Source organism: Legionella londiniensis (assembly GCF_001467825.1).
GTDB lineage: Bacteria > Pseudomonadota > Gammaproteobacteria > Legionellales > Legionellaceae > Legionella_A > Legionella_A londiniensis.
The window spans coordinates 322,246-336,795 of the sequence record NZ_LNYK01000016.1; the positions used below are offsets into that span (position 1 = coordinate 322,246).

The window sequence follows — 14,550 nt, forward strand, 5'->3', positions numbered from 1 at the left end:
CAGAGGAAATTTGGAAAAAAATCGTTGGATCTGGCGATATCTTGAAGCTTGTTGCGCTTCGCCAAATATAACACATGCCAATTTGCTTAAATTGACTGTACGTGTAGCAAGTAATGCAAGCAACACATTTACAAAACACGCCATTCTTGCCTTGTTCCAGCCAAAATACGCGTTTAAACTATCCTTCAACTCGCTGATACACTCCATATAACCTCCTTTTGGCGATCGAGATTATATGATTTTCATTGCATGTCAGCGAGTTACCTCAACTTACTTCAGGCCCAAACTCAAAATGGTTGCCCGCCTGCGCGGGAATGACTGGTTTTTTGTCATGTACAGAGCAAAAACACTTAAAGATAATAGAATATAATATGCAATCATGATAAAATTTGCACACTTTTGCATTGATAACTAAGCAATCTATGGGTCCACTTAACTTTTTGCGAAAACTGTTTTCTTTTTTTTGGCATGGGTCTGCCGCGCTTGCTGGCTTTTTGCTGTTGCCTATTGCCAGTGCTATTCAAATCTTACTTTTGGCTTTCGTTGTAGCTGGGATGGCATTAGTTTTAGTTCCACTGATCTCTTTTGTGTTCTTGCCAAGACTAGTGATCGATGAATTATCTTTTAGAAGTGTGTTTCGCGGGATTACAATAGGCCTTGGAGCCTTTATAGGGCTTAGCGCGCTCGCATTGGTTGTCATCCCTTTGATGACTGTGATTGGGCTTGGCATAGGGGTAATCTCGTCCGCGGTTGACGGTATGGTAACAGGCTGGAATGAAGGCTTCCTTGCTTTGATTAGAAAAGCCTTTACACCTTTATTCACTTTCTCCTGGATTCAGACTCATCAGGAAGAAGAACAAATACAAAATCTTGTGCAGGGTTTAAATGATGACGATGAACATGTTCAAGACCGGCAGACTGAGCTCGGAAACCACCTCTATCAGTTATTGACGCAGCTTTTTACAGAAGCTAATAACCGCCCAATTAATCAAGGTGATCTTAAGAACTATAAGTGCACAGGAACTGAAGTAGAAAAGCTTAAAAAAGAATATCAAATATTGGATACAAACGAGGAGCGCAACATTAAGGAATATCTGGAAAAGTTAAAGGAGAAACCTACACTCTCACCAGATGAAATAAAACATAAAGCTCTGATTGAGCGCTATCTTGATGTAAAAGAGCGGCTAAACGGTAGCTGTCCGATCACACTTGAAGTTCCAGAGAAAAGCAATGCCGTATTATTAGTCAAGCAATATTATGATGGAAGTACTTGGCTGCCTGTGCCAAATGGAGCTCAAATTTTTGATAGGGAATCTTTAGAGGGCTGGCTCAAGACTAATGCCGTTCATCCGACTACCCGCGAGAATATAGTATCTCCTGAACAGTATGATGATGGTCATAAAATATGTAACACCCGCTACCGTTACCATCCTTATTATATAGATATTCAAGGAAGGCAATGCGGGGTGTCTCAGGAGCTAAATAATCTTGCAAGCTTGCTCAAAAATTCGCTGCCGATTTTAAAGTCTTCAAAGAGTGACCAGCGGCAGTTAGATGATAATCTAGACATAAACCGTAGCCATGCTTGGAGCTTTTTTTAACTGATTTTAGTCATGGTTGCGAGTCAAAAGCTTTAAGTTATTTTTTCAGGCAAGGCAAATCCGTGTAATATGCCGGGCGTAAACGGATTGACCTTGTTTGCCACTTTCAAGAGATAACGGCCAGAATTGCCATTTACTTCAAACAGTATTTGCAGATTTGCGCTGTCTTCCTCATCCGTCAATACATTAACTTTTTGTAACAGCTTAAAAAACGCCCATTGACCTGATTCTTCAATTTCGAAACGTGAACCTTCTATTGAATTTAAAATGAGTTTTACATCCTGAACGGGCCAAGAAAAGCGGACAAAAGAGTCAGAATATTGATCATCACTGATTTTATTATTGCCAATCTGCAGTTCTAATTGTGAGACGATAGGATCCAGGCTGATTTTTTGCAGGCTGAAATCAATTTTACTCTTTCTGCCTGAACCTGAAAAAAACATATTTGTGATTACATTGGAATGAATTAATTGATGAATATTATCTTGACTGATAGGGAGTACAGAATGATTGTATTCCTTTGGTTGCCATTGTGCGCTTGTTGTATCAAGAAACGGTTTTAGATAGTACTCAACAAATTGGTTTAAAGTGCCATCAGCAGCAAAAAAATGATCAAAATCGGCAATATTGACTTCCTGACTCTCAGTAGACTCAAAAGGATAGCGTTGGGCTATATGCTGAAGGTATTCTGCAAAAACCTGTTTTTGCCATTGCTCATTGATATACGCCCTGGTTTCCTGCATTAAAATAAACCAGGAATCATCTGCAATTTGTTTAAGCCAGTTATTAACCGGTTCAGGGAATTGCTGGCTGCGCACATACAACGCACTTAAGGGGTTAGGTAAAGTATTTCCTTGAAACTGGGCTTTGGTCAGTGTAAATGCCGTTTGGCCATGGTCCTGAACCACAGAAAGCGTTTTTAGAAAATTTTCCAATTCATTTAAGTGAGTTGATAATTCCTGAACGGCAGATTTGCCAAGCAGGTTTAGAGAAGTAAACTGGCTTGCGATTTCCTGATTAAACAGTGAATCTTGATGGGCAAAGTCAGGGCTTGTTTGTTGTTGAATCAATTCAATGAATTGTTTTACCGCATTGGTGCGAGTTAAGGTCTGAGTCAAGTGTTGTGCTTGTTGGTAATCCTGGAAATGCCATGGGGTTGAGCGATTCATCAGATTTTTCCACCAGGAGACATACTCATAGCAATATGCTTTCTGGATAGATATCTGAATATTTTCCTTTTTATCGCGCTCAAGAACCCATTGTTCTGAATCCAGTTCGGCACTGATTTGTGGTAACAGGGCAATGACTGTTTCAAATCCATGCCTTGTAAAATACGCTGGGAGCTCATGGTGAGCCAGTTCAAAACCCTCGACAGTGATCTTCTCTTTTTCCTTTGGAAAATAGGTTTTTGCAAGGGAGTAATATAAATAACTGTCAGGCAACGCATTAAGATAGTTGCGCATGTCCCGAACCAATTGTAAATTGATGGCAACAGGCTGCACGGGTTGTTTCAGCAACTGTTTTAGGAGAGCAAGTTTTTTTTGGACTTCTGGTTTGGGTTCTTTTTGCCAGCGTAATTTGAACCAGTTTTGCACGGCTTGTAAGGAAAGCTTATGAGGGTGACTCAGCATCAAGTAAATTTTTAATGCCTGATAACGGTTACCGGGCGTTTCAGAACCATCGGTTAAACTTTGCTCAATCTCGTTGAGAATTGCCGGCAAAAAATGGCTGTGCAATTGATGCCGGGCATTGGTTTGCAATTGAGTTTTCAGAAAATGCAGGCTTGGTAAAGCGGCATTGATCGGCAGATTGTCCAGTGAGGCTGAGGCTCGCGCTAGATGGTACAAAGCAGGCGACGGGACTTGCTTGTCCGAAATTAATGCTTCATACGTTAGCAATTCTTTGCTTGCCGCATCGAGCAATTGCGATGTTTTTATGTGATTGACTGCAATCCATGATAAGGGTAAGAGAAAAAGGCCGCAGATTGAGCTTATCACCAAATGGGGTTTTTGAAATCTTGATTCTATAGAGCGTTGAGTTTGTCTTTGAAAAGCAGTTATTGCCCCGTGAATAAAATAGGCCCGGTAATTTTTGGCTTGAAGGAATTGATCCTGGATTGCCAGGGCATATTCATGTTTTATTTTTTTGTTTAATCTATCCTGGCTGTATCCGCCTTGTTCTGCACTTGAGAAATAAACAGCTTGCAGGTTAAACAGAGAGCCGGGTATGTTCTGCACGATAATCTGGAGTGCCTTTTGCAGGCTTATCAGTTGTAAAGGGAATTCGCGAATCAAGGTTCTTCTAAGGCTGGAACGGACAGGATGCATTTTTTGTATGACCTGTTGTTCTAGAATATTAACCATGCGATGAAATTGTTTATTGTATATTTCTATTCTTCGCTCTGGTTTTGACGAGCGGTACAGCGAAAAACCAAGTGCTTTTTCAAGTTCTGTGGCATGTGATTGTTGAAAAAATTCACAGAAACCGGCAAGCGAGTCAAACTTGGTCAGCATGATGGCTACATCTACCTGGTAACCTATGGCCAAGCCAAAGCGATTCAATAATTGAATATGCGCTTTACAACGATCCAGGTATTGAAGGTGTTCTGAGAAAAATAACTCATTAATATCTATACATAATAATAACCCGCTGATTTGCAGCGAGTGATGGCAACGGTTTAGCTGTTTTATAATTTGTTGCAATAAACAATGACTGCCGGTCACCCAGGATTCACTCAATCTTACAATGAGGCCTGCATCATTGTAATACACATCAGTGCTTCTTTCTGCTTCAACTCTAACTTGAGTGAGATTGCTTTGTCGTAATAAGCTTTTTTTGCCCTGGCTATCCTTGCCGATAAGCAGTAAAAAAGAGAGCGTATTGCCCTGGGGCTTTAATTGCTGGATGATTGCTTTTATGGCATTACATAATGCAACTAATGATTTGTCCATTAACTATCCATAGTAGCGATATGGGAGTAACCTTGAACCAGTGATTTGGCCTTATAATCAAGCCAAAAATAGCTGCAAAAATAAATTGCTCCCAACAGTAAAACTCCCAATGATACACTCAAAATATAAGGTTTGTAATTGACGGGCGCAGCAAGGGGTTTTTGTTCTTCTTTAAAAATCTTGTATGATTTATTGACGCGGTTTAGCTGGATTAATTGGTATAACTCTTCAATTAAATTGTCAAGCGCGCATCTCCCGTCAGCCCGCATGTGGCAGTCTCCTTCAAATCCCGTGATCAAACAATAATAGGCCAGTTCAATGAGATCGAGATATTGATTTGTCCGTTCTTTCAGAAAGTCAATAATATGAAAAAAACGCTTTTGCGGGCCTTCATCAACATGAGAGGAAGGAGTAAAGGCTTTAAATTCTGGGGGGGCGCCATAAATGCGCATGTAATTTTTACCCAAGAGCTCATCTATCGTCGCGCTGAGAAGATAACGTGCAATGGCTATTGATTCTTCCCCATATTGCTGGCTGATTAGCCTGCTGTGGAATGCGTGTATTTCGTGCTCTATGTTATGGCGAATTTCCGCGACCGGAGGCAAGGTAGGGCTAATATTTAAACGTTCGAGCAGCGATAGCAAGGGACTTGCGGCAGCAACCAGCGGGTTTGTGGCTGAGTAAAAAATAAAAAGTTTTGAACGATAGTATCCTTGAGGGAGATACTGCTTGTCGGATAAGGCAATTTGGCTTACAAGAGCGCCTGAATAAAACTCGGCTGTCACGTTTAACTCCCAATATGATTGTTTATTCCAAACAATGACGAAGCCTGATTAAAATGGCTGAAAACAAAAGCCGCAGAGCATCGAAAGCGTTACAGGAAACAGGTAATGATTTAAGCCAATCGGTGCTCATTAGTAAGTCTACTGACTTTAACAACAAAAATTTTTTTTTGCCAGCTTTTGTATTTTTATCTTACAACAAAAATATTACGGCAAGCCACATGTCTTGTCGATGGATCTAATTAGAAAATAATCGCTCAAATTGGTTGAGATTCTGTTCTAACTGCCATTGCAATTGCGCTTTTTGGCTGGTTTTTATAAATTTCTGACACGATACGCTGTTGAGCGTTTGACAAGCAGGAACGGGAATTTGCTTTTTATCATCTGCCCAGATGCTCACGCCGGGTAGAAAACTATAAGTGAGCGCATTGCGGTTGATGGCTTTGATGTCATCATAATTCAAGCCATGAAGATAGACTGCCTCAACATATTGGCGAGTGAGATCAGTACGCAATACACCTTCATCATCGGTTGAGAGAACCACCGGGACGTCGTGAGCTAAATAATAGCGCAGGGGATGTTTTTTGCCTGAGACGTTTAAAATGATCTGATTGCTGGTTAAGTTGATTTCCACAGGAACCGGTTTTGCCGCCATAAACTTCAGCAGCTCCTCTGCCTTATCTTCATAGGCAATATCCACGCCATGCCCGATGCGTTCAGCATGGCCTGTATATACGGCATCATAAATATGAAACCGCAAATCATTCGGCATGACAGCATCAGGCGAAAGTTCGCCGGCATGAAGCGCAATATGAACATCAGGATAAAGCTTATGCAAGAATGCTATTATCTGCATATGTTTCCGATAATCACGAAGGGAGATGAGCCCGTCTTCTGCCTGTACTAAGTTAATGCCGACAATATCAGGTGACTTGCTGGCAGCAACAAATGCATTGACTGCCTGCGCAAATAGATTATCAATGGGTTGCTCGCGCAAAATATAATACTGAAATTTAATGGTCACTGAGCATGCTTTGGCATCAGGGGATTTTGCACACCCCAAGTGACGATGCGCCTCCTTTAAAATCCTGTTGCTTTCTTCGATGGTATGCTGAATAGTATGCTGAAATCCCTGGTTTGCAAGCAGAAGCTTGTGCTTTTTATCCCAATCAGAGGTATCGGCAATTACATTTGCAAATTTGCTCGAGCTTGCATTATCCGGAAGCACCATAATTTCCAGATAAAGTTCATTTTGGTTAGCAGCTCTTTCCATGATTTCAGCGAGAAGTTGGGGGCGAAAATCCGCAACCACGGGCATAAATTTGTAAAAACTTGCAAAAAAATGATCATGAGCCGATTCTTTGCCGGGTACAAAATTTTTCATGGACCAGGCTTCGATGGTTTGATTATAAATTTCTGGTTTTGTAAAGAGGGTTCTGGACTCAATACCGTTACATGGCTCAACAGGTTTACTAAGAACATGATTTTGTTGGTTCAGGCAGTATTCGTGATTGGCCGCAAGCGCCAGCATGTGTTCAGGATAAGCTCCGCCTGCTAAATGGTAATGAAGCTCCCCCCCTTTGGGCATGGACTTAAAAAAGCTGTATAGCGCATTCGGATTGGATTTGATTGACTCAAGATAATCGTGCACCGTGGCATATGCCGGAATAAGAAAAAGGCTGACAAAAAGAAAGGTTGGTATTCTAAAAAATTTTATCATGTTTGCTAACTTAAAAAATATGCCAGGAAGACTTCACATGCATAATCTCAAATAGGCACTCATTGTCTCAAATATTAGTGATAAATAAAATAGTACGCAGGGAATCAGGGCCTACGCATGAAAATAGGAGGCAAGTTGACCTCATCTAATTCAAGTTTGATTTTCATGCGCAGGCACTGGGGAATGGGTTTGAGTGATTTTTTTATGTCTTATCAGGAAAAAAGTTTTAATTAAGGCGTGCAATTTAAAAAAACATGGAGTAAGATTAGCGCCGTTAAGGAAAAAAAACAGCAACCCAAATCGATGGAGTGAACATGTCCAAAAGTTTTCAGCATGAAATTCCTCAGGCACGCGTTAATATTACTCTAGATGTAGAAACTGGCGGTGCCAAAACAAAAAAAGAGCTCCCCTTGAAATTACTAATCCTTGGCGATTTCAGCAATGGCAAAGCTAAAGGAACCATAGCGCAGCGTGAGCGCATTAGTATTAATAAGCACAATTTTAATCAAGTACTGGCTGATTTATCCCCGGAATTAAACATCAATGTCCCTAACCGAATTAAAAACGATGGCGATTTGCCGGTTAAACTTCAATTTCAAGTCTTTTCTGATTTCAAGCCCGAAGCCATTGTCGAGCAAATTCCCCAGTTAAAACGGTTGATGGCCATGCGGAATTTGTTAAAAGATTTAAAATCCTGTGTCATCGATAATCAGAATTTTCGGAAAGAACTTGAAAAAATCATGAGGGACAGGCGTGATGCCCAGCAATTACAGCAAGAATTGTCAGAAGTCGCCCCAATAATCGAAGAACAGGATCAACCAGAAAATTAGGGCGCTCTCGGCGGCTGCTCCTCAGTTGGATTTTCAGAGCTAAATTTGCACACATGTGCAAATTTAAGCCAAGAAATCCACGAGACCACAGATTAGCAATCCAATTATTACATACTCGCATCATGAGAAGGATAGTTCATGGACAAGGCAACAAATCAAGATTTGAATACACCCGCTTCACGATATCAACTGCTCTGTGACTCCGCAAACCTCGTACCGTTTCAGCAGCAAATTGAATTGACAGATTTTTTGCATACAGAAGATCTCGCAAATAAGGCGGTCAACGAACGCGTCACTGCTGCCTTGCAGGTACTGCTGTCAATGACAGCTTCAATCGATGAGCCAATTGAGCGAATTGACAAGGTTCTGATTGATCAATTCATTGCAAAAATCGATGAAATGATTTCCTGGCAACTGGATGAAATTTTACATCACAGCAATTTTCAGGAAATAGAATCTTTATGGCATGGGCTAAAATATGTTGTTGATCGCACTGATTTTACTGCAAACAGCAAAATTGAATTGCTGGATGTTGACAAGCAAACCATAGTTGAAGATTTTGAAGAGGTCGCGGAGACGCCGCAATCAGGTTTATATAAGCAGGTTTATGAAAGAGAGTATGATACGCCTGGCGGCGAGCCATTTACAGCTATTATCGCGCCCTTTGAGTTTGATTCATCTGCAGCGGATATCGCGTTACTCCGTAATATTTCTAAAATAGCGGCTGTAGCTCATTGCCCTTTCATTGCCCAGGTGGGGGGACGCTTTTTCCACAAGTCTTCTATTCAGGAAGTCAATGAAATTGAAGATTTGCATAATTATATGGAACGAGCTGAATATATTCGCTGGAACTCATTTCGGGAAACTGAGGACGCGCGTTATATTGGCTTAACTTTGCCCCGTTTTTTGCTCAGGCTCCCTTATGGCGAAAACAACCGAGTCAAGCGATTTCATTATCAGGAAAACGTAACGGATTCTGAGAGTCAATATCTTTGGGGGTCTGCAAGTTTTGCGTTTGCGGCAAATCTTTGTGACAGCTTCAGGCAATATGGATGGTGTGTGAATATACGTGGTCCTGAATCTGGCGGTAAAGTAGAGAATTTACTTTTGCATCAGTACGATGCAGGAAGAGGCGTACAAACCAAGATTCCATCAGAAATTTTAATTGCCGAAACAAGAGAGCTGGCTTTTGCCAATCTTGGATTTATACCCTTGTCGTATTATAAAAACAGCGACTATGCCTGTTTCTTTTCAGCCAATTCAACACAAAAACCTGCAGTTTATCATGATCGAACGGCGACGGCTAATAGCCGGATTAATGCGCGCCTTCCTTATATTTTTTTAAGTTCGCGCATAGCGCATTATCTGAAGGTGTTGCAAAGGGAAAATATTGGCGCATCGATAAGCCGCAGCGAGCAGGAAGATCAGCTGAATCGATGGCTAAGCACTATCGTGACTAAGATGAATAATCCAGGCCCTGAGCTGGCGGCTACCCATCCGCTGCGCGAAGGCAGGGTAGAGGTCATAGAACTCCCTGAAAACCCGGGATTTTATCGGGTCAATCTTTATGCGGTGCCGCACTTTCAAATTGAGGGAATGGATGTGAAGTTATCTTTGGTTGCCCAAATTCCTGCTAATTAAGAAAAAATACAATCAACATGGAAAACAAAAGGAGATATTATGGCCAGTCCTGCTTATGTATGGATAGTTGACGATCAAGGCAATGAAGTGAAAGGTGATTGCCAGGTTCGCGGACGCGAAGGAAGTGTGGAAATTTTCCAGTTCAAATATGGAGTATCCATGCCGGTCGATAAATTTAATGGCTCGACTAATGGTACACGCCAACATGACACAGTGACATTAACCAAACCTTATGATCCAACCAGTCCCGTATTGTTTAAAGCAGCATGCGATGGGCGCACATTGAAGAAAGTCACAGTAAAATGGTATCGGATTAATGAAAATGGCAAGGAAGAAGAGTATTTCACCCATGAGCTGGATGATGTCAAAATTGTAGCCTATCGTCAGCAACTGCTGCATACCAAAGAAGAAAGCAACAATAACCATGTTCATGAAGATGTCATCGAAATGCGTTTTGGCAAAATTACTTTGAAGCACCACGATGGCAACATCGAACATGGCGACACCTGGCTTGAGCGCAATTAATGGGTTGCTGCTTTGCTCTCTTTGACTTCTTTTATTAGAGGAGCAAAAGAACCCAGCATCGATTTTCCGTACCTTTTCTGGGTCAATCCCCATGGCTTTGACCTGATTGGCCATGAATGTTGTGGTGCGGAAAGTCGGCATCAAGGATTTTTTTAATGTTTGATTTTCTAAGCCAGATCACAGGGCAACCATATGATTTAAAACGTTCGGTTATCCTACAAGTACAAAATTTAATGAATACGCGGCAAGGCAGCTTAAGGCATATGCCGGAATACGGATTACCGGAATTTTCTCCTCACCACTCTTGTCCGCAGAAAAAAAAAGCATATATGGCGGCAATAAAAAATCTGATAGAACGGTTTGAGCCCAGAATTACCTGTTTGGAAATAGAAGAAGTAATGCCCCAAGCTGCAGCTTGCATTATGCAGCTTAGATTTAAGGCGTTGTTGTCTGGCGGTGATCCTCTAAAGCTTGAGGCCATGCTGCTCAGTGGAGGCACAATGATGTGCGAGGAAATGCCGTGATTAAATCTTTAGAATATTACTATCAGGCAGAGATGGAGCTGCTTGATGTTGCTCTGCAGAATTTTGCCCGGCAGCATCCAGATGTCGCAGGAAGGATGAAGCTTGATTCGCGGAGTCGGGATCCACATATTGAATTATTGCTGCACGGAAGCGCCTATTTGCAGGCAAGGGTTAAAGAACAGATTGATTTGGGCGTTCATCATGTCAGTGAATCATTACTGAGACATCTTGCTCCACAATATTTGATGCCTCGGCCATCAAAAACCATTGTAGAATTTTCAAGCTTGAAAAACCAACTAATATTCCCTGAAATAATTCCTGCGGGGGTTAAGCTGGTTTCAAAGCCAGTGGGCGATGAACACACCGTGCTTGAATTTATTACAGAAGAAGAAATTGTTGTAAATCCTTTTCATCTGGTTGCTTGCGAATGGGCAGATTCCTTATCCAGTCAATCTGTACTTAAACTGTCGTTTAAACTGAATGAAGGTACAGCGCCGGCTTCAATCAGACTTGGTCTGCTTCCATTATTTATTAATGCACCAAGCCACGTCTGCAAGCAGTGGAAGTATGATTTATTGCAGAATGTTTCAGAAGTTTCATTAAAACAAAGCTTGCGGGACGGACAACGCATTGGCGGTCAGGAAGTCTTAACTGCAAAACAAAATAAAACTGCTTTTAGAGGCTCGGTTGATCGCTTGGGTGCAATGCATGTTGCAGGGGAATATTTTCACTTTCCCGAGCAGTTTTATTTTGTGCAACTCGATTTATCAGGCATCCAGATCAGCGGGGAGAACTTTGAAATTTTCATCGCATTTCGCAGCAACCATACGCGTGCAGGCGTTTCATTGAATTTATTTAAGCTTCACTGTGTATCAGCTTGTAATGCGTTTCATGCTCATTGCGAACCAATACGGTACGAGAACACGCAACATGAATATGCCTTAATCATTGATCAGCAAAAACCATCCAGCCAAACCCTGCTTCATGTGCAAAAAGTATGGGGCATCAATAAAAAAACCAGCGAACATATTGAATTCAGAGACTTTTTTAAGCTTTCGGCTCCTTTAGAGTCTCAATACCACTATCGTGTATCTCAAGCTCCAGGAACGAGTCACTTACCGCATTTCAAGCTCATTTTTTCCGGAAATTTACCGGAGTCTTTATTGATCAGCTGTGACGCTTTGGCTTGTAACGGCCAATATCCATGGCTGTATTTATCCAAAAATGAATTAAGGTTAAATGATGAACGCATTTCAATGCAACTAGTCGCCCGCAATCTCATGAAACCTGGACGGTATGCTTTTGTCGAGGCTTCCAAAGATTATGCAGCGAAAGGGCTTGCCTTGCTTCATGCGCGGATTTCGAGGCTCACTGAGGAGCATTTTTTAAAGCAGTTATTGCATTTTATGGATTGGTCGGGGTCGTTATGCAGTTGGATTGAATCCATCATCAAAGTTGATTTGCACCCCATCTGCCAATTAAAACGAGGCATTCTTACCCAGCGGATCGTCTGTGAAATTATGATTGAGGAGGAACAGTTTAAATCTTTTGCTGAGATATACGCATTCGGTGATTTTCTGCATCGGGTATTAAGCATATTCGCACCTTATAATGCGCTATTAGATACCCGGTTAATGGCAATGCCATCAAAGCAAGGATTTTTCTGGCATGGATAAGACGGCAATGATCAAAATGATCAATTTAAAATCTGATTTTTTCCATATACTCGAGCAAATATATCAGGCGGTCGGTGCTGAGGAGCTTACCAGGCTATATGATAAAAATTTTATCATCAGGCCGGCCGCTGCTTTGAATTTCCCTGTGCGGGATGTATTCCGGATACTGGAAGAGCCCGCAAATGTTTATCTTGAATGCCAATTCCTGGGTTTATACGGTGTCGATTCACCTTTGCCTGGGTATTTTAATGAGCTTTGTTTAAAGCAGGATGATACGGGTTGCAAGTTGCGTGATTTTCTGGATGTTATCAATCACCGCAGTTATGTATTATATTTTCTTGCCTGGCGTGCCTTTCAACCAGAGCGCACCGTAAATAGCACTGGCACTTATCTTGCTTTTATCAATGCGTTGTCAGGTTACCAGCCAACAACAGACGTATTTACCTGGCCTCATTTTATTGCGCAAACCCTCGACGGTTTAAAGGCTGCAATAGTGCATATTATTCCCGATATACCTGTCTGCATTCACAGATACCCTGAGTGGACCGAAATGGGGGAACCGCCGTTTTTGGGAAAAGAATTATCTTTAGGGGATAGCAGTTTTCTTGGTACAAGAATATTGCTCTTGGGATCTTTTCTGGATATTGAATTAGGCCCTTTGCCATCAGACAGAGTGCAAAGTCTTCAAGCATCGCTACCAACGTTACAGGGGCTATTGCGTACAAACCTGGATGTGCATATGCATTGTAAAATAACACTTTTTTTAATACCAAATAGATATTCGCCAGGCCTTGGCTCCAAGAATTTATTCCTGGGGAGAGAGAGCTGGTTAGGAGACGGCGGGGATAAGCCTATACAATTAAGAATGAATATTTAATGCCGCTTAACCTGATATTGAGATATTGAGCAGATTGCTGCTCAATATCGGTTTAACGTCTTGCGATAGCTAATCCTTTTAAAATGGTTAATGCAGTATAGAGTTGATAGTCTTCGTGTAAAAGGTTCAGCTCTTCTTTATTTGACTTCAAGCTGGTTTTATCGTTGTTTTCCGTGGCTTCGGTAAGATGTCCTGCAAGATTCGCTTCTGTGAAGCCAGTAAATACTGACTCATCTTTTTTAACAGGAACTTCCACTTCCTCAACAACAATATCCGGGATGATGCCTCGGGCTTGTATTGACCTGCCGGAGGGCGTGAAATAGAGGGCTGTGGTTAATTTTATACCTCTTTTGCTATCCAGAGGAAGCACAGTTTGTACTGATCCCTTGCCGAAGCTTTGGGTGCCGATGATAATTGCCCGTTTATTGTCTTGAAGGGCTCCGGCTACAATTTCTGAAGCTGAGGCTGAGCCATTATTAATCAGAACCACTATGGGAGCATTGTTTAAAATATCCCCTGGGCTTGCGAGCGCCGTAAATTTGGAACCCGGCAGTCGACCTTCGGTATAAACAATTTTTTCTTCCTCGCCTTTTTGATCATTGTGGATAAAAGCATCTGATATTTGAATGGCAGAATCCAAAAGCCCGCCAGGATTGTTGCGTAAATCGAGTATCAGGCCTTTAAGCTCGCCACCTGCCTGTTGTTTTAACTGATCAATGGCTTGCTTCATATCTTTGCTGGTTAATGCCTGGAACTGGGTAAGCCGAATGTAGCCGTACTGATTGTCCAGCAATTTGCTTTTGACGCTTTTAATCTGAATATTTTCCCGAACCAGCGTAAAGCTCAGCGGTTTTGATTCGCCTTTGCGTAAAACGGTTAATTCAATGGTTGTACCTTCTTTGCCACGCATTAAATTGACCGCATCTTTAAGCGACATGCCCTGTACCGATTGATCATCCAGTTGAATGATATAGTCGCCAGCTTTAATCCCTGCTTTAAAGGCTGGGGAATCAACCAGCGGAGTGACCACTTTAACCAATCCTTCTTCCATGGTGACTTCAATACCAAGACCGCCAAATTCGCCGTTTGTAGCAGTTTGCAAATCCTTGAAGTCTTCTTCATTGAGGTATGTGGAGTGCGGATCCAAACCGCTCAGCATGCCGCGAATGGCATTGTCAAAGAGCTCTTTATCATCCGTTTGTTTCACATAATATTTTTTTATTTGGCTGATAGCATTAGAAAAGCGCTGGACATCCTCCATAGGGATACGCTGCGTGCTTTCTTCAGCCGCGGCAAAGCTTTGGAATGGGGTCATAAGGCTCACAGTTAATATTGCGACCCAAACTTTTTGTAAGTGTCTGCTAGACATATAGTTCTCCTTATGAGAAATCAGCGCTTGGAAGAAAATTTATTAATCGGTTAT

At 41.8% G+C, this 14,550-nt stretch carries 11 protein-coding genes and 1 pseudogene; 7 read left to right on the plus strand and 5 right to left on the minus strand.

Annotated elements, in window-relative coordinates; translation table 11 throughout:
* Positions 1 to 207 (minus strand): annotated as a pseudogene (locus tag Llon_RS11540) (hypothetical protein); the annotation flags it as partial.
* A gap of 215 nt (positions 208 to 422) precedes the next feature.
* Here Llon_RS11540 and Llon_RS07275 point away from each other — a divergent pair.
* The gene (locus Llon_RS07275; protein ID WP_058529390.1) at positions 423 to 1,601 is read left to right on the plus strand and encodes a hypothetical protein; all 1,179 of its coding nucleotides are present in this window, start codon (positions 423 to 425) and stop codon (positions 1,599 to 1,601) included.
* A gap of 32 nt (positions 1,602 to 1,633) precedes the next feature.
* Here Llon_RS07275 and icmF read toward each other — a convergent pair whose 3' ends face one another.
* The 3 genes from icmF to Llon_RS07295 form a co-directional block, all read right to left on the minus strand.
* Positions 1,634 to 4,552 carry a type IVB secretion system protein IcmF gene (icmF, locus tag Llon_RS07280; RefSeq protein WP_058529391.1) on the minus strand — a complete coding sequence of 973 codons (2,919 nt, stop codon included), beginning with the start codon at positions 4,550 to 4,552 and terminating at the stop codon, positions 1,634 to 1,636.
* A complete protein-coding gene (icmH, locus tag Llon_RS07285; protein ID WP_058529392.1) occupies positions 4,552 to 5,337 on the minus strand; it encodes a type IVB secretion system protein IcmH/DotU in 786 nt (261 codons plus the stop codon). Before icmH ends, icmF begins: the two co-directional genes overlap by 1 nt.
* A 235-nt stretch (positions 5,338 to 5,572) precedes the next feature.
* Complete coding sequence (locus Llon_RS07295; RefSeq protein ID WP_058529495.1) at positions 5,573 to 7,051, minus strand: adenosine deaminase family protein; 1,479 nt, start codon at positions 7,049 to 7,051, stop codon at positions 5,573 to 5,575.
* Between the two features lie 317 nt (positions 7,052 to 7,368).
* Between Llon_RS07295 and tssB the strand changes: the two genes are divergently transcribed.
* The 6 genes from tssB (at position 7,369) to Llon_RS07325 (ending at position 13,127) form a co-directional block, all read left to right on the plus strand.
* Positions 7,369 to 7,884, plus strand: a complete 516-nt coding sequence (gene tssB, locus Llon_RS07300; RefSeq protein WP_058529394.1) for a type VI secretion system contractile sheath small subunit — start codon at positions 7,369 to 7,371, stop codon at positions 7,882 to 7,884.
* 138 nt (positions 7,885 to 8,022) lie between these two features.
* On the plus strand, positions 8,023 to 9,525 hold the full coding sequence (gene tssC, locus Llon_RS07305) for a type VI secretion system contractile sheath large subunit (RefSeq protein WP_058529395.1): 1,503 nt from the start codon (positions 8,023 to 8,025) through the stop codon (positions 9,523 to 9,525).
* 39 nt (positions 9,526 to 9,564) lie between these two features.
* Positions 9,565 to 10,050 carry a type VI secretion system tube protein TssD gene (gene tssD, locus Llon_RS07310; RefSeq protein WP_058529396.1) on the plus strand — a complete coding sequence of 162 codons (486 nt, stop codon included), beginning with the start codon at positions 9,565 to 9,567 and terminating at the stop codon, positions 10,048 to 10,050.
* 155 nt (positions 10,051 to 10,205) lie between these two features.
* A complete protein-coding gene (tssE, locus tag Llon_RS07315; RefSeq protein WP_058529397.1) occupies positions 10,206 to 10,574 on the plus strand; it encodes a type VI secretion system baseplate subunit TssE in 369 nt (122 codons plus the stop codon).
* Complete coding sequence (locus Llon_RS07320; protein WP_058529398.1) at positions 10,571 to 12,250, plus strand: type VI secretion system baseplate subunit TssF; 1,680 nt, start codon at positions 10,571 to 10,573, stop codon at positions 12,248 to 12,250. The genes tssE and Llon_RS07320 overlap by 4 nt, the downstream gene beginning before the upstream one ends.
* Positions 12,243 to 13,127, plus strand: a complete 885-nt coding sequence (locus tag Llon_RS07325) for a type VI secretion system baseplate subunit TssG (protein WP_058529399.1) — start codon at positions 12,243 to 12,245, stop codon at positions 13,125 to 13,127. The genes Llon_RS07320 and Llon_RS07325 overlap by 8 nt, the downstream gene beginning before the upstream one ends.
* A gap of 52 nt (positions 13,128 to 13,179) precedes the next feature.
* Here Llon_RS07325 and Llon_RS07330 read toward each other — a convergent pair whose 3' ends face one another.
* Positions 13,180 to 14,496 carry a S41 family peptidase gene (locus Llon_RS07330; RefSeq protein ID WP_058529400.1) on the minus strand — a complete coding sequence of 439 codons (1,317 nt, stop codon included), beginning with the start codon at positions 14,494 to 14,496 and terminating at the stop codon, positions 13,180 to 13,182.
* Between the last annotated feature and the right edge of the window lie 54 nt (positions 14,497 to 14,550).